The sequence below is a fragment of the Pyxidicoccus xibeiensis genome (genome assembly GCF_024198175.1).
GTDB lineage: Bacteria > Myxococcota > Myxococcia > Myxococcales > Myxococcaceae > Myxococcus > Myxococcus xibeiensis.
The window spans coordinates 1-20,984 of record NZ_JAJVKV010000009.1 but is presented as its reverse complement, the minus strand read 5'-3'; the positions used below and the strand labels follow the sequence as shown (position 1 = coordinate 20,984).

Sequence of the window (20,984 nt, the reverse complement as noted above, 5' to 3'; positions counted from 1 at the left end):
ACTCTCCAGCCTCACTGGACGTGGTCACGAGCGGCGGGGCCGTGGCCGTTCGCTGACGGGCCGGGTCTGTTCCAGCCGAAAGCCTCGGAAAGTGAACGAGGCCTCATCTGGAGCCCACCTGCGTATGCGCCTGATTCCACAGCTGCGTCCCATGCTCATGGCCCTGCTGGCCATCACCCTGCTGCCCTTCATGGGCTGCGGTGGCGACGAGGGCAAGGTCACGCTGTTGATGACCGATGCACCGGGAGACACGTTCAAGACGGCCGTGGTGACCATCTCGGAGATCTACCTCCAGGGCGATGGTGACGACGGCGATGACGACGAGAAGGCCGGCAATGACGACAAGGGCGGCCGCGTGGTGCTGCGCTCCGAGCCCGTCACGGTGAGCCTGCTGGACCTGGCGAACAAGACGGCGGAGCTGGTGTCGGAGGCGGAGGTCCCCAACGGTGACTACTCCGAGATCCGCTTCGTCATCACCGGCGGCTACGTGGAGGTGAACAACGCGGACGGCACGACGTCCATCTTCGCCTCTTCCCGCGACTACGCGGGGCTGCCGGAGGGCGCCAAGGTGGACGGCGACCTCCACATGCCGAGCTACGGCTCTTCGGGCCTGAAGGTGAAGTTCACGGAGAAGCTGACCATCGAGGGGGAGCAGAAGGTCCTCCTGGTGGACTTCGACGTCGCGCAGAGCTTCGGCAAGGAGGCCGGCAACTCGGGCAAGTGGGTGATGCGTCCGGTCATCAAGGCGGCCGAGGTGACGGCGTCGGGCAGCATCAATGTGACGCTGACGAAGGACGCGGGCGTGTCGCTGCCGACGGTGGACGGGCATGCGGTGACGCTGGGCGACTTCCGCGCGGTGATGATCAACGAGGCGGGCAGCCGCGAGGAGCTGCCGCTGGAGGACACCAACGGTGATGGCACGTTCGAAGCGAGCTTCAAGTTCCTCATCCCCGGTGGCTTCACGGTCGAGATTGAGGCGCCGGAGGGCGTGGGCTTCACGACGACGCCGAACGGCCCGGTGGCGGTGGAGCTGGGCTCCGGCAAGAACGTGACGACGGCATTCACGCTCACCCGCGCGCAGCAGGAGTAGCGCGCAGAGCGTCTACAGGTGCAGTGGGTCGGCGCGGGGCCGACCCGGACGAGGCGTCGGGGCGTGCTCCCCGGCGCCTCGTTTTTTATCCGGACGCCGCAAAACCCCCGACATTTCCGAACAGCACCGCCCCCGAGGCGCTCCGGTCTCGCCTCACCATCTCGAGCACTCGAGCCAGGCTCCGGGACGGTCGAGCTGTCTCGCCTCCCAGCCGGGTCGGGCCGCTTCGCCGCCCCCCGGAATGAGCGTTCCTTCCAGGCTTCGAGGCCCGGACCGAGACCCGGACGGGGACGTGGACGACGGAGTCACCGCCCCGGCATCAGGCCAGGGCGCTGCACGCTCGGCCTCAGTAGACGACGAGCGGATGCGGCGGGTGGTAGCTGACGATGGTCAGCACCGGGATGCGCGGCGCCTCGTCCTCGGTATCGGCGCCACCGGAGGTGACGCGCATGCCATCGAACCGGGCGAGGATGACGTAGTCGCGGCGGGTCTCCAGGAACGGGTCCGCGCGCGACAGCCGTCCGAGCGCCTCGCGCCCGGTCTCATCCGAGACGTTGTCGTAGTGCTTCCGCGTCAGGGCGCGGTCCGTGCGCTGGCGCGAGCTCAGCGAGCCCCCGACCCGCCCCGGACCGGTGAGCTGCGTCTGCCCCCCCAGGTCGCCGGAGAAGAAGGACGAAGTCTCTGCGCGCTCGCTGTAGCCCACCGGCGTATCCGTCTCCACCGAGCCGAGGGCGTGCTCCACCAGCCACACCGTGGGGCGCTCGTCGGCCGTGCGCTGGTCCGCCACCTGGGCGCGCAGCAGCACGTAGCGACCCTTGTACGTGTCCGGCCGGTCCATGGCCGACGACAGCGAGAAGATGGGAATCCTCCGCTCCTGGAGCAGCCGCAGCTCACCCGCCACGCTGCCGCCGCGCTGGGCCACCACGCGGGCAATCAGCGACGCGCCCTCGGGCCGGACGCGCAGGTCCTCCGCCCAGGCGGTGCCCAGCAGCGCGGAGAGCTGCGTGAAGGGGGTGTGCTCGACGCACGCGCGGAGCCCGGCCCAGGCCTCCTCACGGGACTGGCCCTGGAGGCGACGCGCGGCGGCCTCGCAGAGGGCGGGATTGGGGAAGCGGGCGGCGAAGCCCTTCGGGTCCGACACCGCGCTCGGCGCGGCGGGCTCGGGCGACGAAGGCGGCGGCGGGGCGATGAGCGAGTCCCGGCGGGGAGGCTCCTCGGTCCACGTCACATGGGAGTGCGAAGCGCCGCAGCCGGCGGCGAGCGAGCCCAGCAGGGCCCAGGCGGGGAGCGACCAGGGATGACGGAACATGGGCGTGACTCCTAGAGCGAGGCGGAGCCGGAGCTGGAGGACTTGGAAGGACGCTGCTGCACCGTGGGCGACGTGCGCGTCCCGGGAGGCGGCATCGGCAGCGCGAGCGAGCACGCATCGGCGCACCGGTCGCTCAGGCACGCGAGCGTGGACGGGGCCGCCAGCTGCTGGGAGACGTCGGCGTAGCAGCGGTCTCCGGTGCCGGGGCAGCCGTTGCGCGCGGCACACTCGCAGCACGGAGAGGCCACGGTGGCCATGAACTGCACCTCCTGCAGCACGCTGGAGAGCGCGCGGTAGCAGGCGCGGGCGCCGGGAGCGAAGCGGCCCTTGTCGTCGACGACGGGCTCGTTGCCCTCCAGGCCGCACTGGTCGACCGCGGTGGTGAACCGCTTCGCGCACAGCGTGGTGAGCTTCGCGTCGGGAAGGCCGTCACGGGCGGTGCCCACGGCCTCCGCGCACAGGGCGCGCGCGGCGTCCTGGAAGAGCTTGCGGTTGGCGTCGTCCTGGTCCGCGCCGCGAGGCACGGAGGACAGGTCGGCCTCGAACACACACTCCTTGCCAGCGCGCAGGGTGTCGATGGTGCAGGCCCACGCGGTGGGAGAGTCGTCAGCGACGGGTGGAGCCGCGAGCGCCTCGGGAGGAATCGCCGGGGCATTGCCGTCCGGCGCCGAGCCGAGCAGGAGGAGGGAGACGAGGATCGCCTTCATGGACATGGCAGGTTAGGACGTTGCGCCCTCGGGCACAAACGGCCCCGCCGCGGACTGTTCCATGCTCCCCTTCCCTACCTTGGTGGGAGGGGCCTTCGTCCGCCCCACGACGATGGGCGGCTCGATGAGCTCCGGAGGCGTGGCCCGGGTGTCCTTCGGGTCGGCGACCCACTCCGGCTCGCGCACCGTCTCCCCCGGCTTCCAGGCGCGCGGCACCCGGCGGATGCCCACCGGGAAGATCCACAGCCGGCCCTCCCTGTCGACCTTGAGCCGCAGGAAGTTCTTCCAGTCGGGAATCGACAGGGAGGAGAAGGCCTCGTTGGGGTGGCAACCGAACACATTGAGGGAGATCAGCAGGTACACCCCCATCAGGGTCGGCCCGGCCAGGAAGCCACCTGCGAACAGGAACAGGCCGCTGACCACGTCCCGCCCCAGGGTGTCCGTCCCGCCCAGCACCGTCCCCGACAGCGAGGAGGCGGCCCACGCCACCAGCAGGGCCGCGATCAGGTGGGATACGCCATGGAGCGTGCCCGCCACCCGCTTCCACCACTCTCCGCGGCGGGAGTCCGCGAAGCCGACCAGCCCCAGCACGACCAGCACCGCCATCAACATGGAGCCGGTGTTCTGGAGGGCGACCTCCAGCACGGCCGCGAGCGAGCGCGGCCCGGATATGGCATTCAGGTCGGCCGCGAGCCCCCAGCCGAGCAGCAGGTAGACGACGCCCATGAACGCCCCGAACCACGGGTTGTGCCAGGCGAACCCCAGGTTGCGCCAGGTGATGCGCCGGGACACCTCGCGAGGGGGAAAGCTCTGCTTGAGCTCGTAGCCCTCTGGCCGCGAGTCCACGCGTGGCAGGTGCGTGGGATGGAGGAAGGCGCCGCCGCCGCCCGCGACGATCTTCTGCCGTCCCTCCGCATTCTCATGGCGCCGGTAGTGGTGCAGGTCCCCCGCGAGGAAGACGCTCACCTTCTTGCCGAGCACCAGCTCCTGGAGGAACTCCAGGTTGTTGTCCAGGAAGGCCCGGCCCGCGTGGGGCTTCACCTGCTGGTGGATCCACGCCGGCTCCGCGTTGCAGAGGATGACGCGCTCCCCATCGCCAATCTTCTTCGCGACGCCCTCGAAGAACTCCACCTGGGCGGCGTCCACGTCGGACTCGAGCTGCATGTCCGTGCCCAGCAGCCACCAGCCCTGCGGCAGCTTGAGCGCGAAGTAGCTGCGCCGCTGGTGCGTCCGCCAGCCATTGGACTCGCGGCCCTGGCAGAACAGGCGCAGGAAGGACACCAGGCCGTCGTACCAGTCGTGGTTGCCGGGCACGGCGAACAGGTGCGGCGGAGCGCGGCGGTGGTGCAGCGCGGCCTCGTAGGGGCGCACGGTGCGCACCTGGTACTCGTCCACGCTGGCGGTGGGGTACACCGCGTCGCCGCCGAAGACGAGCACCTCCCCTCCCCGCGTCTCGTGGGTGGCGCCGGTCGGGTCGCGCAGGGTCAGCTCCGGCTGTGTCACGGCCAGGGCCACGGCGTAGGTGCTGTCCCAGCCGTCACCCATGTCCGACACGTAGTCGAGCCACAGCTCGTCGCGCTTCCGGCCCGCCTCGTCCACGGAGAAGTCGAAGAAGAGGGGCTGCGGCGAGGCGACCGCGTCCAGCAGCCGGCGGTCGGCCTGCTGGCCGATGGTGGTGGACAGGAGCGCCTTCATGCCCGTCTTCGCCAGGACGCTCGGGTCGTACCAGGACACCATGCGCCGTCCTGGTGGAGCGGAGGGACGGCGCGCACGGTCCCTCCCCGGGACGGCAAGGACGTCAGCGGTGAGCGTCTCGGACATGGTGGCTCCTCCCAGGGTTGGAGCGTGGAGTGCCGCTCCGTGACGGAGCCATGGCCCCGGACGTCCGGCCGCCCGGCCGCGCCCCCCCCTCATGCCGGAGGTGGTGGGGCAGCTGCCCCCTCGGTCGTCATCACCGGCTCGGGAGCCAGTCCCGGCCGGGCTCGTGGCGCGTATACGTCCCACAGCGGCCCCAGGAAGAAGCGTCCGAAGCGAGCCATGGCGGACAGCCCCGCGCTTCCCCGGCGAGCCGGGTGCATGCTGGAGATGAGCTGGAGCAACTGCTCCACCCCCATCGTCAGGATGCCCGCGCCCACCACGGGGCCCCGGGCATCCGGCCCTTCATACAGCCGGCAGGACAGTCGGGTGGTGTCCTTCCACAGCCGCGCTCCGCTGTCATCGCGGATGGCCCGGGTGCCTTCGAGGTAGTGCTCGCGCCCGGCGTGGGCGAAGCGCAGGCCATAGGTCATCCGTCGCGTACGCGGGTCTTCCCGGGAGCGGAAGAGGTTGAAGCTCCCCTGCCGTACGGGGAGGTCCTGTCCGAAGGGCGCGTAGCTGAGCCGGGCCACCAGCCGCGCGGAGTGGCGCACGTCGCTCACGAACGCGTCCATGTCATCCACGCTGATGGTGAAGTGGACGGTGAGGGGCACGGCCTGGGGATGGAGGGCGCCCTCGGCGGGGTCCGTGGGGCCCAGGGCGAAGGGCCCGGTGAGCGACTCGCGGAAGGTCAGGTCGGGAGCGGGCTCCGTGGTCAGCGTCATCTCCGGAGTGAGCGGCAGTCCCTGCTCACCGCGCACGGCGAGATAGCGCCACGCATCCGAGTAGCCCATGTCGATGAGCGAGCCGGCGCTGACGCGCTCGTCGTAGAGCTCCGTGTCGAGCGGGAGCGGGCGCTCGGGCTTCACGAGGTGGACGGCGATGGGGCGGCGGTGGCCCATCACCTCTTCGCCGGCGAGGATGCGCTCGTTGAGCTCCTGCACGCGCTCGAGCTGCTCGTAGAGCGCGCCGTTGGCGCTCAGCTCCATCAGGTGGGAGTACTGCTGAAGGAGGCCGTGGCCATAGTGCGGCGTGTTGCCGATGCACCACAGCACCCAGATGACGTCGGCGCCCCGGCGCACCGCTTCCATCAGGTTGCCATCCTGGATCCACAGCGAGTCCGTGTAGAGCGTGCCATCGCGGTTCACGGGCGGCATGAGGATGGGAGGAGAGAGCCCTCCCACCACCAGGTCCAGGTCCACGCGCGTGTGGGGGATGACCTCGTTCACCTTGCGGGCGAAGTCACAGACGTTGAAGGTGCCCTCCAGGGAGGTGCTTGCGCGAATGGCGGCCGGATCCACGCCCAGGTGCGGCAGGACGCGCCGCACGAGCGCCTCGGCGTCGCCCAGCGCCTCCACATCGAGGAGATCCCGCGCCTTTCGTGGCGTCGCGTAGGAGAGCAGGTCCTTCACGGGGAGGGTCCGCCACCGGTCGCAGATCTCCCGCGGCGACAAGCCAGACAGCAGCATGGCGAGGTTGAGGATGCCGCTCGACGTGCCATCCGCGTGCTGGAAGACGACGCCCGCGTCGGCCAGGGCGCGAATCGCCCCTGCCTGCCAGGCCACGCGCATGCCTCCACCCACCAGGATGAGCGAGCGCTTCCGCCCGTCCCTGCTCTGGGCAAGCTGGGCCGGAGCGACGGGCGCGGACGGAGCGACAGGCTGTTCATGCGGAGGACTCACGACGGGCGAGCGTGCCCTGGAGCCTCTGTTCCCACGCCGTGGCTCAGCAGCCCGCGGCGAAGGGAGCGCCTCGGCCGGCCGTGCCGGCGACTCCCTCCCCGTGCGTCGAAGGAGTGCCAGGGGCAGTCGTGCGAAGGAGCGTTTCTTCTCGTGTCGTGGGATGGAGGTGGGCGCCCGTCCAGCAGTGCCCGTTTCGTCATGCCGAGGGGCGTCGCCAGCCGAGCGTCGCTCCACCCCGGCCCCCGCTCCTCGCGCATCATCCGTGCGCCGAGCGCCCCGGCGTCTCAGCATGAGGTAACCGAGCGACAGCGCACCACCGAGCAGGTTCCCCGCCGCCAGCCCCAGCGTGAGCGGCGCGAGCCGGCGAGGCGGAGCGGGAGGCACCGGTCCCCTGCCCGGCTCCTCTGACGAGACATCCGCCGAGCCCTGCGGCTCCTGAGAACGCTCGGCCCCTACGGGGATGGACGGTTCGACTGGCATGACGCGGGCCCCACGTCTCGACTCTCGACCAGGCCGTTCGCGGTGATGACTGCTTCACGGCGGGCCTGCCCCTCTCCAGCGGCTCTGCGTCAGCCAGGGGAACCTGAAACAAACGTGGGGAGCACGTGCATGGGGTGCAACCCCGGCACGCCCACCGCATCGAGGGCCAGCACGGCGCCCTGCGCTTCACAGCGCCCTTGCCCATCCGTGCTGTTCGCCCACCAGCATCCCGCGGCCATCACCGACGCTGCGCCTTCGAGCGTCGCCACCGTTGTCGCCCCGAGCCCCGCGGCCCATGATGCCCGGGTCCCGTTGTGCGCGAGGTGGACCGGTGAGCGAGCAGGACACGACCTGGAGGCCCTACGAGGACGGCGGTTCCCTCGGCTGGATGGGCTCGCAGGGCGGCACCATCGCCCGGGACGAGGACCTCGCCGGGCAGGCGCGTCTCACGTACGAGCAGGACGACTCCCGCTCCTTCCACGCCATCACCTGCTCCGTCACGGGCTGGCTCCTCCATCACCGCTTCTTCGACAACGCCGCGGACGCGCTGGCCGCCTTCGATGCCATGAAGCCCGCGGTGGAGGAGCTCCGCGCCCGGCTTCCCGAAGGAGGCCCGAAGTCCTCCGCCGACGCTCGCGCGGGAGGCCCGCTCCTGGCCGCCTTCATGGCCCGCTTCTCCTGACGCCCCGCGTCGGAGGGCCCGGGTCATCCGTGCCTCGCCGAAAGTGTCCCGGCGTTCACGTTAAGGTGCAGCCCTCCTGCACCTTTCCGTCCCAGGTTGCCTCCATGCGTCCATTCCGCTTCATGACTCCGGAGTGTCTGCGAGCGTGTGCCGTACTGCTCGCGCTGCTGTGTACACCGGCTTTCGCCCAGCCCGGGCCGAGCTCGGTCACCATCGTCGGCAGCTTCCAGTCCGAGCTCGGCTGCGCGGGTGACTGGGAGCCCGCCTGCGCCAACACCTGGCTGGAGCGCGACGCGGAAGACGGCATCTGGCGCAAGCTCTTCACCGTTCCGGCAGGTGAGCAGCGGTTCAAGGCCGCCATCAACAACTCCTGGGACGAGAACTACGGAGCGAACGCCCAGTTGGACGGGCCCGACCTCGTCTTCAGCCACACGGAGCCGGCCGGGGTGAAGTTCTATTACGACCCCGTCACGCACTGGATCACGAACTCGACGCTCACGCCCATCGCCGTGCTCGCGGGCTCGATGCAGTCCGAGCTGGGCTGCCCGGGCGACTGGGACCCGGGCTGCATGATCACGTGGCTCAAGGACATCGACGGTGACGGCACGCAGGAGCTGCGCATCCCCTCGCTTCCCGCGGGCACGTACGAGCTGAAGGTCGCCCATCACGAGAGCTGGGACGAGAACTACGGCGCGAACGGTGTTCCCGGCGGCGACAACATCGTGTTCACCGTGCCCGCGACCGACCAGGAGATCCTGTTCAGCTACAACAGCTCCACGCACCTGCTCACCATCCAGGTGGGCACGCCGGACGCCGGCCCGGGCGACCTGGATGGCGGCACGGACGCGGGCTCCGCGACGGATGCCGGTTCGGATGCGGGTCCCGGCGACATCGACGCCGGCCCGGGTGGTGGCACTGACGCGGGTCCTGGCGACATCGACGCGGGCCCGGGCGGAGGCACGGACGCAGGCCCTGGTGAGAGTGACGCGGGCCCGGGCGGAGGCACGGACGCAGGCCCTGGTGAGAGTGACGCGGGCCCGGGCGGAGGCACGGACGCAGGACCTGGCGACACTGACGCGGGCCCGGGCGGAGGCACGGACGCAGGTCCTGGCGACACGGATGCGGGCTCGGGCGGTGGCACTGACGCAGGTCCTGGCGACACAGACGCGGGCTCGGGCGGAGGCACGGACGCAGGTCCTGGCGACGCTGATGCTGGCAGCAACACCGACGCAGGCGCAGGCGATACCGATGCGGGCACCAACACGGATGCGGGCACGGGCGATGCTGACGCTGGCACCCAGGTCCCTGACGCAGGCGCGGGCAACGCGGATGCCGGCACCTCCCCGCCCCCGCCGGGTAATGACGAGGAGACCACAGGCTGCAATTGCGGCGCGAGCACTGGAGGCGGTGCGCCCCTGCTGCTCCTCGGAATGTGGATGGGCCTGAGCTTCCTCCAGGCGCGCCGACGCGCCCGCCTCCAGTCGAGAGGCTGAGCGGAAGCATCCGGAGCCTCCAGGTGCATCACCGACCTGGAGGCTCACGTCCTCAGCCCGCCTCGGAAACCTCCCCCTCCATCCCGACCTCGAGCCCTCCGTACTCCGAAGGCGCCAGCGTCAGGACCCAGCCATGTACGTGCGCCACGTGCTGGGTGATGTGGAGTCCCAGTCCCTGCCCCTGGGTGCCCCGCGTCCGAGCGGCATTGCCGCGGAACCCACGTTCCAGCAACCGCGCCCGCTCTTCCTCCGGAATGCCGGGACCATCATCGATGACGCGCAGGTGGAAGCGTCCCTGGCGCGGGCTCTCCAGGACGACCGCCACGTGGCCCTCTTCCCGGCCGTGGTGGATGCCGTTGAAGACCACGTTGCTTACGGCCTGCTCGATGAGGGTGACGTCGCCCCGCACGAACACGGGAGCCTCGGGCACGCCACTCTCCAGCGAGATGCGCCGCTGGCGGGCAATGGGCTGGTGCCGCCCGAGGACCCGGGCGATGACGGCATTCAGGTCCACTGGCGCACGCTGCACCTGCGGCTCCCCCGCTTCCAGTCGCGCCGCCGCCGCCAGGTTGTGCACGAGTGAAGCGATGTAGTGCGCCTCGCCCATCGCCGATGCCATGACCGCCGAATCGGGAGGCTCTCCTCGGCCGGTGCGCTGCTGCATCGCGGACAGGTGTCCCTGGAGCACGGTGAGCGGCGTCATCACGTCGTGCATGGTGTTGGCCAGGAAGTCCCGCAGGGCCTGCTCCCGAGCCTCCTGCTGGGAGAGCTGACTCTGAATCTCCGCACGGGCTTCCTGAAACGCGCGAGCCAGCTCCGCGACCTCGTCGTTGCCTCGCACGGAGACGGGCGCCTGGTAGCGGCTGACGGCGGAGGCGCGGACCTCACCGGTGAGCTGCCGGACGCGCCGCACCACGGGCCCCAGCGCCACCACCACGGCGAGGACCGCGAGCAGCGGCACGAGCAGCACCTCGGGAGGAGGCAGCCCATCCGTCGGTGAGCCAGGCGGGGGCACCCTCCGAGCGAGGATGAACGCGCAGGGCCCACCGTCCCAGGGCATGCGCAGCAGCAGGTCCAGCACCGGCCGGCCGTCCTGCGTCGAGCGATGGAAGACCGAGCCCTCCCCCGAGCGCACCGCCGCCAGCATCGCCTCGGTGAGGACGGGAGCCCTGGGGTTGCGGGACACGAGCTGCGAGTCATAGGGAAAGTGGAGCACGCCCGGAGGTGGCCGCCCAGGCTCGCCGCCCGGCCCCGGTCCACGGTCCTCAGGCGGCGGCCCACGGTCGCCGCGAAAGGGCGGACGGTCAGGTCCCCCAGGGGGAAACCTCCCGTCCCGCTCGGGAGGAGGCCCGCCTGGCTCACCCGGAGGCGGAGGCCGGTCCCCCCGAGGCGGAGGTCCCCGTCTCACCGTCCAGGACTCAGGGAATGCCTCGCAGCGCTCGCGCTCTCCGGCCTGCATCCTCGCGAGCGTGGACGCCTCGAGCACCTCCTCCTCGGAGCGCTGGCGCAGGGACTGCTGGAAGAAGCTCAGCCCCGCGACGACGGGCACCGTCACCGCGACCACGGTGAGCGCCAGCCGCAGCCGCAGCTTCACGAGCCATCCCCGGGAACGAGGCGGTAGCCCACGCCCCACACCGTCTCGACGCCGTGCATGGCGCCGAGCTTTCGCCGCAGCCGCGAGACATGCACGTCCAGCGTGCGCTCGGTGCCCTCGCGCTCGGGGTCCAGCACATGCTCCACCAGCCACTGCCGCGTCACCGCCTCACGGGGGCGCCGGGCGAGCGCCGCGAGCAGCGCGAACTCCACCCTGGTCAGCTCGACGGGCTGGCCCTGCACGGAGACCTCGTGTGCCTGGAGGTCGATGCGCAGCGCCCCCACCTCCACGACGGCGTCCGCCTTCTGGAGCAGGGGCCGGCGGAGGCGCGCACGCACCCGCTCGATGAGCTCCTCCGGCCAGAAGGGCTTGGTCATGTAGTCGTCGGCGCCGAGCTTCAACGCGCGCACCTTGTCGAGCGTGTCGTTGCGCGCGCTGAGGATGAGGACGGGCACCTCGGAGAAGGTCCGGAGTGCCTTGAGCATGTCCATGCCATAGGTGCCCGGCAGCATCAGGTCGAGCACGACGAGGCTCACGTCGGGCAGCCCGCCGGGCGTCAGCAGCCGGCCCTCGCGCCACCACGTGGGCTCGAAGCCCGCGCCCCGCAGGTGCTCGACGATCTGCGCGCCGAGCTGCGGATCATCCTCCACCAGCAGGATGCGCTCACCCATGTCGCTCGTCTCCTCTCCCGCTCCGGAGTGTGCCATGAGCGCCGCCGGACCTGGCTCCACCCTCGGAGAAGGGTCCGCACGCCATCATCCGGCCTCAGGGCCGGGGTCCCATGCCCCCATCGAAGCCGGGAGGCGGCGGTCCCCCCGGGCCACCCGGACCACCACCGCCGCTGCCGCCAGGAATCGAGCACTGCGCGTTGGAGAGCGACGAGCGGATGACCAGGGTCTTCCAGGCCAGCATCGCACCGTCGTCCATGCGCTCGGTCTGGAACACGTAGTCGGAGACCGCGTCGGCCGAGACGACGGTGTCGTTCTGGTTGGTCGTGTCTCGCGCGCCGCGCGTGTTGTAGAGCGGCTGGTTGCCGACGATGTCGTCGCTCAGGTCGTCCTCGAAGAACAGCTGCGACGTCACGTACTCGCTGCCGTTGACGCGAATGGTGAAGTGGATGTGGATGGTGCGGCTGCTGTACCAGCCGGGGAAGCACGTATCGAAGTCCACACGGCCGTTCGCATCCGTCGTCTGGACACCGCGGAACCACCGGGCAGCCCGGGCCGTCGCGTCGCCCGAGGTGCAGAAGTCGCTGGCATCCTCGCCCGAGTAGAGCCCCTCGGGAGCCGTGTGCCAGATGTCGACGGACGCGCCCTGGATGGGATTGCACGCCTCGTCCACCACGCGCAGCGCGAGCCGCACGGGCAGGCCGTCATGGCCCTCGCTGATGTCCTTGCGCTCGATCGTCGTCGCGTAGCAGGGCCCCAGCGTCGCGGCGCAGGTCAGGGCGCAGGGGGTGCCGGGCCCGGAGGTGAACGGGTTGGGATAGGACGAGGCCAGGGTCATCGCGGCCGTGCCGCCAGTCGCCCAGCTTCCGGTGGAGCCCGTGCCGGCATCGATCCCGGTGCCAGTGTCGCCGTCGGTCCCCTCGCCACACGCCAGGGCCAACCGGGCGAGCGGCAGGGCCGCGAGCGTCAGCCCCAGGCCGCGTAGAACGCGCCGACGCGTCAGGGGCTCCGGTGTGGTCTTCTTGGCGTCGCTGCTCATCAGGTCTTCCTCCGAGTGTCGGTGATGTCCCGCCCGGCTGGCTGGGCGGGACACTCCTTCTCGTCGAAAGACCTTAAGAAGACCGTAAGCCCTGCCGGCGGTGCCCGGCCCGGGCGTGGACGCCCGCCCGCCCGGTCTACGAACCGGGAGCGAGCTCCCTCAGCAGGTCCCCCAGCTTCTCGAGCGCGAGCCGGGCCCGCGTCTTCACGGTGCCGAGCGGGTCACCGGTCCGCTCGGCAATCTCCCGCTGGGACAGCCCCTCGAAGTAGGCCAGCTCCACCACCTCGCGCTGCTCCGGAGGGAGCTGCTTCAGCGCCGCGAGCACCCGGCCCCGGTCCTGCCCGCGCGAGGCGGCGTCATCCGGCGCGGTGGGCGTCGCGCTCACGGGAGGCGCCTGGTGCGACGCGCCCTCCACCACGCGGGACATGGTGCCCATCGCCCGCAGCCGGTCGATGGCGCGCGTCCGGGCGATGGTCGTCACCCACGTCTCCATCCCTCCGCGCGCCGGGTCGAACTCGCGTGCGCGCCGCCAGACCTCCAGGAAGGTCTCCTGCAGGACCTCCTCCGCGTCCGCGCGCGAAGGCAGCAGGCGCAGCGTGACGGCGAAGGCCCTGGCGCCACAGCGCGCGTACACCTCGCGCATCGCCGGGCCGCTGCCCAGGGCGACCTGCTGGAGCAGGGCCCTGTCAGCCGCCGGGTCGCTCGCTCGGGGGGCGGTGGGGTGGGAAGGCGCCATGGAAGTCCCGGATACCGCATCCAGCCAGGCAGATCCCAGCTTCAAGTGATGACGACCGGCAGCAACCGGGCACCCGAGCCGAAGTGCTTTTCCTGGGTGGGCACCCTCCACTCCCATCCCTAACGTTCACGAGCCAACGCGGCCAGCGCGGAAGCCGTCCGTCATCAACGCCCCCGCGATACGCCGCCCGGCTTCACCGAACCCAAGACCTATAAGGGCCGCCAGCCGATATGACCGAACGAATCGGAAGCGTGTTCATCGAGGGAGTGAGACCCGAGCTCGATGCGGGCCGCTACGCCATCAAGCGCGTCGCCGGGGAGAGCCTCACCGTCAAGGCCGATGTCTTCAAGGAAGGCCACGACGTCCTGGTCGCCGTCGTCCGCTGGCGCCAGCTCACTCCCAAGGCGCAGCAGACCGACTGGCGGGAGGTGCCCATGCGCTTCCTGGGGAACGACCTCTGGGAGGCCGACATCCCCCTCGCCCACAACGGACGCTACCAGTACACGATTGAAGCATGGCCGGATCTCTTTCGGACGTGGGTGTCCGAGCTGAAGAGGAAGGTCGACGCCGGCCGGGATGTGAAGAGCGAGCTGCTGGAGGGGGCCGCGCTGCTGGAGGGCGCAGCCGCTCGGGCCCGCGCCGCCAGCGCGGAGGATGCGCGGGTGCTGACGGAGGCCGCCGTCCGACTGCGCCAGCCGCCGGAGCCGGACCTCATCGCGGTGGCGCTGGCGCCGGAGCTGGCCACCATTGCGTCCCTGTACCCGGACCGCACCCTGGCGAAGCGCTACGACAAGGTGCTGGAGGTCTTCGCCGACCGGGAGAAGGCCCGCTTCGGCGCCTGGTACGAGTTCTTCCCCCGCTCCGCGAAGCGTGACGGCCGCACGCACGGCACCTTCAAGGACGCGGAAGGCTGGCTGCCCTACATCCAGCAGCTCGGCTTCGACGTCATCTACCTCCCGCCCATCCACCCCATCGGCCGCACCGCGCGCAAGGGGAAGAACAACAGCCTGAAGGCGGCGGCCGACGACGTGGGCAGCCCCTGGGCCATCGGCGCGTCGGAGGGCGGCCACAAGGCCATCCACCCGCAGCTCGGCACGCCGGCGGACTTCCGCCACTTCATCGAGGCAGCCCAGGCGCACGGCATCGAGGTGGCGCTGGACCTGGCCTTCCAGTGCTCGCCGGACCACCCGTACGTGAAGGAGCATCCGGAGTGGTTCCAGAAGCGGCCGGACGGCACCATCAAGACGGCGGAGAACCCGCCCAAGCGCTACGAGGACATCGTCAACTTCGACTGGATGGGCCCCGCCCGCGAGGCGCTCTGGACGGAGCTGGAGTCCGTCGTCCTGCACTGGGTGAAGGAGGGCGTGCGGACCTTCCGCGTGGACAACCCGCACACCAAGCCCATCCAGTTCTGGGAGTGGCTCATCCGCCGCGTGCAGGACGCCCACCCGGACGTCCTCTTCCTCTCGGAAGCCTTCACCCGTCCCAAGGTGATGAAGGCCCTGGGCAAGGTGGGCTTCACCCAGTCGTACACGTACTTCACCTGGCGCCTCTTCAAGGACGAGCTGCAGGACTACCTGGAGGAAATCACCCGGCCGCCGGTGTCGGACTTCTTCCGCGGCAACCTGTGGCCCAACACGCCGGACATCCTCCCGGAGCTGCTGCAGAACGCGGGGCCCGGGGCCTTCCGCCTGCGCGCGACGCTGGCCGCCACCCTCTCCTCCGCCTGGGGCATGTACTGCGGCTTCGAGCTGTGCGAGGGCCGCCCGCTGCCCGGCAAGGAGGAGTACCTCGACTCGGAGAAGTACCAGCTCGTCGCGTGGGATTTGGACCGGGCCGGCAACATCAAGGACTGGATTGCGAAGCTCAACGCCGCGCGCCGCACGCAGCCGGCGCTGCGCCAGTACGACACGCTCCAGTTCTTCGAGACGAACAACGAGCGCGTCATGTTCTACGGCAAGCGCTCGCCGGACGGCGCCAGCACGGTGCTGGTCGCGGTGAGCCTGGACCCGTACGCGCCCCAGGAGGCGCTGCTGCATGTGCCCATGGAGTGGCTGGGCGCCAAGGCGGACGAGACCTATCAGGTCCACGAGCTGATGTCGGACCAGCGCTCGCTCTGGCAGGGCCCTGACGTGCAGGTGCGCCTCACGCCCGAGCAACCCGCGGCCGTCTGGGCCGTGTACCGCTTCCGTCGCACCGAGCAGGCGTTCGACTACTACGAGTGACATCACCTGAGAGGCGTATGGAAATTGATCCCCTCTGGTACAAGAAGGCGCTCATCTACGAGCTGCACCTGCGCGCCTTCCATGACTCCAACGGCGACGGCCACGGGGACATCCCGGGCCTGATTGAGAAGCTGCCGTACCTGCAGGACCTGGGCATCGACTGTCTCTGGCTGCTGCCGCACTACCCGTCGCCGCTGCGTGACGACGGGTATGACATCGCGGACTTCTACGGCATCCATCCGGACTACGGCACGCTCGCGGACTTCCAGCGCCTGGTGGACGAGTCCCACAAGCGCGGCATCCGCATCATCACCGAGCTGGTGGTCAACCACACCAGTGACCAGCACCCCTGGTTCCAGGAGGCCCGCAGCGACCCGAAGAGCCCCAAGCGCGACTGGTACGTCTGGAGCGACACGGACGACAAGTACAAGGGCACCCGCATCATCTTCCTGGACACCGAGCGCTCCAACTGGACGTGGGACCCGGTGGCCAAGCAGTACTTCTGGCACCGCTTCTTCAGCCACCAGCCGGACCTCAACTACGACAACCCCGAAGTGCAGGAAGCCATGCTGGACATCATGCGCTTCTGGCTGAACATGGGGGTGGACGGGTTCCGCTGCGACGCCGTGCCCTACCTCTTCGAGCGCGAGGGCACCAACTGCGAGAACCTCCCGGAGACGCACGCCTTCCTCAAGCGCCTGCGGAAGACCATCGACGCCGAGTACCCGGGGAAGATGCTGCTCGCGGAAGCGAACCAGTGGCCCGCCGACGTCCGCGTCTACTTCGGCGAGGGCGACGAGTTCCACATGGGCTTCCACTTCCCGGTGATGCCCCGCCTCTTCATGGCCATCCGCAAGGAGGACCGCACGCCCATCGTCGAAATCATGGAGCAGACGCCGGAGATTCCGGACAACTGCCAGTGGGCCATCTTCCTGCGCAACCACGACGAGCTGACGCTGGAGATGGTGACGGACGAGGACCGGGACTACATGTACCGGGAGTACGCCACCGACCCGCGGATGCGCATCAACCTGGGCATCCGCCGCCGGCTCGCCCCGCTGATGGACAACGGCCGCAGGCGCATCGAGCTGATGCACAGCCTGCTGTTCACCCTGCCCGGCACGCCCGTCATGTACTACGGCGACGAGATAGGCATGGGGGACAACATCTACCTCGGCGACCGCAACGGCGTGCGCACCCCCATGCAGTGGACGGGAGACCGCAACGCGGGCTTCAGCCGGGCGGACTACGCGCGCCTGTACGCCCCCGTCATCGCCGACCCGGTGTATGGCTACCAGTCCATCAACGTGGAGGCGCAGGAGCGCGTGAAGTCCAGCCTCCTGCACTGGGTGAAGCGGATGATTCGCATCCGCCAGCGCTACCCGGTCTTCTCCCTGGGGAGCCTGCGCTTCCTGCAGACGGAGAACCGCAAGGTGCTGGCCTTCATGCGCGAGTACGAGGGGCAGACGGTGCTGGTGGTGTGCAACCTGTCGCGCTTCGCCCAGCCGGCGGTGCTCGACCTGCGCGACTGGGAGGGCAACGTCCCGGTGGAGCTCATTGGCGAGACACCCTTCCCCCGCATCAGCAACCTGCCCTATCAGCTCTCCATGGGCCCCTACATGTTCCTGTGGTTCCGGCTGGACAAGCCGGCGCCGGGAAGGAGCCTGCCGTGACGACCTTGGACCTGACGAAGCTGCCGGAGTACCTCAAGCAACAGCGTTGGTTCAGTGGCAAGGCTTGGCCCATCAAGCAGGTCTCCGTCCTGGACCACGGCACCGTCGAGCACGGGGGCTGCTCCTTCACCCTCGCCGTGGTGGAGGTCCTCTACGAGCTGGGCCACCCGGAGCGCTACCTGCTGCCGGTGAAGCCCGCCGCGGAAGGCGTGCGCGACGCGCTGGAGGACGACGAGTGCCTGCGGGGCCTCTACTCCATCCTGCGCGAGGGCGGTGGCGTGCCTTCCGCGTCCGGCCGGGTGGTGGGCGAGTGGATTGGCGGGCCGGAGGACCTGATGGCCCTTCCCTCACCGCTGCCGGTGCGGCGGCTGCTGGTGGAGCAGAGCAACACCTCGGTGGTGCTGGGCGAGAAGGTCATCCTCAAGATCATCCGCAAGCTCGAGTCGGGGGTGAACCCGGAGTACGAGGTGGGCCGCTTCCTCGCCACGAAGACGGGCTTCCGGGCCACGCCCGTGCTGCTGGGCGCGCTGCACCTGGAGGGGCCGGCGGGCGCCAACATCGCGGTGGCCCACCGCTTCGTCCCCAACGCCACGGACGGCTGGAAGTACACGCTGGAGCGGCTGCGCCAGGAGCGGGCCCTGGGCGAGCGCTTCCTGGGAGAGATGCGGGAGCTGGGCATGCGCCTGGGCGAGCTGCACAACGCCTTCGCGTCCGCGTCCGCGGAGGACCCGGCTTTCACCCCGGAGCCGCTGCTGCTCGAGGACCTGCAGCGCTGGAGCGCCTCCATCGTGGGCGAGCTGGGCGTGACGCTGGCGGATGCGGGCCGGGTGCACCCGGACCTGATGGACCGGCGCGAGGCGCTCGTCGAGCACGCGAAGCGGCTGGCCCACGTGCCGCCGTCCGGGCAGAAGATTCGCATCCACGGGGATCTGCACCTGGGCCAGGTGCTGCGGGCCAACGAGCAGTGGCTCATCTTCGACTTCGAGGGCGAGCCCTCGCGCAGCTTCACGGCGCGGCGGGAGAAGTACAGCGCGCTGCGGGACGTGGCGGGGATGATTCGCTCGTTCGACTACGCGGAGGCCACCGTGGCCCTGGAGGGCGGCGAGCCTCAAGGCCGCGTGGCTCCCAGCCGCGACGCATTCCTGGAGGGCTACCGCCAGGCGACTCGCGGGGCGTCCTTCCTGCCCTCCGACAGCACCACGTTCGAGGTGATGCTGCGGGCGTTCGAGCTGGAGAAGCTTCTCTACGAAGTGAGATATGAGCTGCAGAACCGGCCGGATTGGGTGCGAATCCCCATCCAGGCCCTCTTGCGCATGGAGGCATCCAAGTGAGGAAGCCAGCCGACAAGGCACAGGTCGACGCGGAGCTTCAGCGCGTGGTGGAGCTGAGGCATCCGGAGCCGCACTCCATCCTTGGCATCCACCCAGACGGGGACGGCGTGGTGATTCGCGCCTTCCGCCCCGACGCCGTGGCCATCCACGTGCTGCCCGAGTCGGGCGGCCGCGTGGCGATGAACCACCGGCTGGGCGGCGTCTTCGAGGCGCGCGTCAACGGCAAGGACGAGTCCTTCCCCTACCTGCTGGAGGTGGAGTACCCCGGCAAGAAGGTCTTCCGGCTGAGAGACCCCTACAGCTACCTCCCCACCCTGGGGGAGATGGACCTCTACTACGCGGGCGAGGGACGGCACGAGCGCCTCTGGGAGCGGATGGGCGCGCACCTCATCCACCACAACGGCGTGCGCGGCACGTCCTTCGCGGTGTGGGCGCCCACGGCCGCCGGCGTGTCGGTGGTGGGGGACTTCAACAACTGGGACGGCCGGCTGCATGCCATGCGGCGCATGGGCGCCTCGGGCATCTGGGAGCTCTTCGTCCCCGAGGTGGGAGACGGCGCGCGCTACAAGTTCGAGATTCGCCCCGGCCACGGGGGCACGCGAGTCCTCAAGTCAGACCCCTTCGCCTTCCGCGCGGAGGTACCGCCCGCCACCGCCTCGGTGGTGCACGACCTGGAGCGCTACTCGTGGGGTGACTCGGCGTGGCTGGAGGACCGCACGCGCAAGACGGACGTGCAGCACCAGCCCTGGAGCGTCTACGAGGTGCACCTGGGCAGCTGGCGCCGCGTGGTGGAGGACGGCGACCGGCCCATGACGTACCGCGAGCTGGCACCCGCGCTGGCCGAGTACGTGAAGTACCTGGGCTTCACGCACGTGGAGCTGCTGCCCGTCTCCGAGCATCCGTATGGGGGCTCCTGGGGCTACCAGGTGAGCGGCTACTACGCGCCCACCTCGCGCTTCGGCCACCCGGACGACTTCCGGTACCTGGTGGACTACCTGCACCAGCAGGGCATCGGCGTCCTCGTGGACTGGGTGCCCGGCCACTTCCCCCGGGACGCGCACGCGCTGGGCCAGTTCGACGGCACCTCGCTGTACGAGCACGCGGACCCACGCAAGGGCGCGCAGCCGGACTGGGGCACGCTGGTCTTCAACTTCGGCCGCAACGAGGTGCGCAACTTCCTCATCGCCAATGCGCTCTTCTGGATTGAGGAGTACCACATCGATGGCCTGCGCGTGGACGCGGTGGCCTCGATGCTCTACCTCGACTACAGCCGCAAGCAGGGCGAGTGGATTCCCAACCGCTGGGGAGGCCGGGAGAACGAAGAGGCCATCCAGTTCATGCGCGAGCTCAACGAGACGGTCCGCCGCAAGCACCCGGGCGTCGTCGTCATCGCCGAGGAGTCCACCGCCTGGCCCAAGGTGAGCGCCCCCGTCAGCGAGGGCGGCCTGGGCTTCCACTTCAAGTGGAACATGGGGTGGATGCACGACACGCTGTCCTACTTCTCCAAGGACCCCGTGTACCGGCAGTACCACCACAACCAGCTCACCTTCGGCCTGCTGTATGCCTTCAGCGAGCACTTCATGCTGCCGCTGAGCCATGACGAGGTGGTGCACGGCAAGGGCAGCCTCTATGGCCGCATGCCGGGAGACCCGTGGCAGAAGCTGGCCAACCTGCGCTCGCTCTTCGCGTGGATGTGGGCCCACCCGGGCAAGAAGCTCGTCTTCATGGGCGGCGAGTTCGGCCAGCCCGCGGAGTGGAACCACGACAAGAGCCTCGACTGGCACCTGACGCATGACCCGGGACACCAGGGCGTGCTGAAGCTGATGGCGTCGCTGAACCGCATCTACAAGGAGCTGCCGGCGCTCCACGACGCGGACAGCGAGCCGGTGGGCTTCCAGTGGCTGCAGCCGGACTCGGCGGCGGTCAACGTGCTGGCCTTCGTGCGGCGCTCGCGCCAGCCGGGGCGCCACGTGGTGTGCGTGGCCAACCTGTCGCCGACGGTGCGCGAGGGCTACCGCGTGGGCTTCCCGCTGCACGGCAGCTACGTGGAGCTCCTCAACACAGACTCCGGCGAGTACGGCGGCTCGAACCTGGGGAACATGGGACAGATCCACACGGAGCCGACCGGGTGGGACGGGCAGCCGGCCTCGGCCACCCTCACGCTGCCCCCGCTGTCCGTGCTCTGGTTCACGCCAGGCTGAGGCCCACCGCGGTGCTGGGCGTCCCCGCGCTGGCGGGGCGCCCTCCCCGCCAGCCGAGACGGCTCGGGCGCAATCGCAACCACAGACACGCAGAAAAAAGAAAACCCCCGGTACCCAGAAGGGTAACGGGGGTCTTCAAAAAGAATCCGGCAGCGACCTACTCTCCCACGCGGTTTCCCGCGGAGTACCATCGGCTCTGGAGGGCTTAACTTCCGTGTTC

General features: G+C 70.0%; 15 protein-coding genes and 1 rRNA gene. 7 read left to right on the top strand and 9 right to left on the bottom strand.

From position 1 onward, the window contains the following. The first annotated feature begins 124 nt into the window (after positions 1–124). Positions 125–1,090, top strand: a complete 966-nt coding sequence (locus tag LXT23_RS32960) for a DUF4382 domain-containing protein (RefSeq protein ID WP_253984352.1) — start codon at positions 125–127, stop codon at positions 1,088–1,090. A 346-nt stretch (positions 1,091–1,436) separates the two neighbouring features. Here LXT23_RS32960 and LXT23_RS32955 read toward each other — a convergent pair whose 3' ends face one another. The 4 genes from LXT23_RS32955 to LXT23_RS32940 all read right to left on the bottom strand — a co-directional run bounded on the left by LXT23_RS32955 (position 1,437) and on the right by LXT23_RS32940 (position 6,933). Continuing rightward, a complete protein-coding gene (locus LXT23_RS32955; protein ID WP_253984351.1) occupies positions 1,437–2,399 on the bottom strand; it encodes a hypothetical protein in 963 nt (320 codons plus the stop codon). A gap of 11 nt (positions 2,400–2,410) precedes the next feature. After that, positions 2,411–3,112 (bottom strand): hypothetical protein, encoded by a 702-nt coding sequence (locus LXT23_RS32950; protein WP_253984350.1) that lies wholly within the window; start codon positions 3,110–3,112, stop codon positions 2,411–2,413. A gap of 6 nt (positions 3,113–3,118) precedes the next feature. Beyond that, a complete protein-coding gene (locus LXT23_RS32945; protein WP_253984349.1) occupies positions 3,119–4,927 on the bottom strand; it encodes a metallophosphoesterase in 1,809 nt (602 codons plus the stop codon). A gap of 89 nt (positions 4,928–5,016) precedes the next feature. Further along, positions 5,017–6,933, bottom strand: coding sequence for a patatin-like phospholipase family protein (locus LXT23_RS32940; RefSeq protein WP_256561404.1), 1,917 nt, complete (start codon positions 6,931–6,933; stop codon positions 5,017–5,019). A gap of 520 nt (positions 6,934–7,453) precedes the next feature. Between LXT23_RS32940 and LXT23_RS32935 the strand changes: the two genes are divergently transcribed. After that, positions 7,454–7,804 (top strand): hypothetical protein, encoded by a 351-nt coding sequence (locus tag LXT23_RS32935; RefSeq protein ID WP_253984347.1) that lies wholly within the window; start codon positions 7,454–7,456, stop codon positions 7,802–7,804. Positions 7,805–7,908: 104 nt separating this feature from the next. Further along, positions 7,909–9,297 carry a pullulanase X25 domain-containing protein gene (locus LXT23_RS32930; protein ID WP_253984346.1) on the top strand — a complete coding sequence of 463 codons (1,389 nt, stop codon included), beginning with the start codon at positions 7,909–7,911 and terminating at the stop codon, positions 9,295–9,297. Positions 9,298–9,349: 52 nt separating this feature from the next. Here LXT23_RS32930 and LXT23_RS32925 read toward each other — a convergent pair whose 3' ends face one another. From LXT23_RS32925 to LXT23_RS32910, 4 genes are all read right to left on the bottom strand, one after another. Continuing rightward, complete coding sequence (locus tag LXT23_RS32925; RefSeq protein WP_253984345.1) at positions 9,350–10,891, bottom strand: sensor histidine kinase; 1,542 nt, start codon at positions 10,889–10,891, stop codon at positions 9,350–9,352. Continuing rightward, positions 10,888–11,562 (bottom strand): response regulator transcription factor, encoded by a 675-nt coding sequence (locus LXT23_RS32920; protein ID WP_253984344.1) that lies wholly within the window; start codon positions 11,560–11,562, stop codon positions 10,888–10,890. Before LXT23_RS32920 ends, LXT23_RS32925 begins: the two co-directional genes overlap by 4 nt. Positions 11,563–11,656: 94 nt before the next feature. Then, entirely contained in the window at positions 11,657–12,598 is a 942-nt protein-coding gene (locus LXT23_RS32915; RefSeq protein ID WP_253984343.1) for a dioxygenase family protein, read from the bottom strand. A 136-nt stretch (positions 12,599–12,734) separates the two neighbouring features. After that, a complete protein-coding gene (locus LXT23_RS32910; RefSeq protein WP_253984342.1) occupies positions 12,735–13,334 on the bottom strand; it encodes a sigma-70 family RNA polymerase sigma factor in 600 nt (199 codons plus the stop codon). 230 nt (positions 13,335–13,564) lie between these two features. On the opposite strand from LXT23_RS32910, the gene LXT23_RS32905 reads away from it, so the two are divergent. From LXT23_RS32905 to glgB, 4 genes are read left to right on the top strand one after another with little or no spacing between them, the layout of a single operon-like run. After that, positions 13,565–15,559 (top strand): alpha-1,4-glucan--maltose-1-phosphate maltosyltransferase, encoded by a 1,995-nt coding sequence (locus tag LXT23_RS32905; protein WP_253984341.1) that lies wholly within the window; start codon positions 13,565–13,567, stop codon positions 15,557–15,559. Positions 15,560–15,576: 17 nt separating this feature from the next. Further along, entirely contained in the window at positions 15,577–17,232 is a 1,656-nt protein-coding gene (gene treS / locus LXT23_RS32900) for a maltose alpha-D-glucosyltransferase (protein WP_253984340.1), read from the top strand. Continuing rightward, positions 17,229–18,563, top strand: a complete 1,335-nt coding sequence (locus LXT23_RS32895; RefSeq protein WP_253984339.1) for a phosphotransferase — start codon at positions 17,229–17,231, stop codon at positions 18,561–18,563. Before treS ends, LXT23_RS32895 begins: the two co-directional genes overlap by 4 nt. Beyond that, complete coding sequence (gene glgB / locus LXT23_RS32890; protein WP_253984338.1) at positions 18,560–20,764, top strand: 1,4-alpha-glucan branching protein GlgB; 2,205 nt, start codon at positions 18,560–18,562, stop codon at positions 20,762–20,764. Before LXT23_RS32895 ends, glgB begins: the two co-directional genes overlap by 4 nt. Before the next feature lie 144 nt (positions 20,765–20,908). Here glgB and rrf read toward each other — a convergent pair. Next, positions 20,909–20,984: ribosomal RNA gene (rrf, locus tag LXT23_RS32885) — 5S ribosomal RNA — on the bottom strand; the annotation flags it as partial.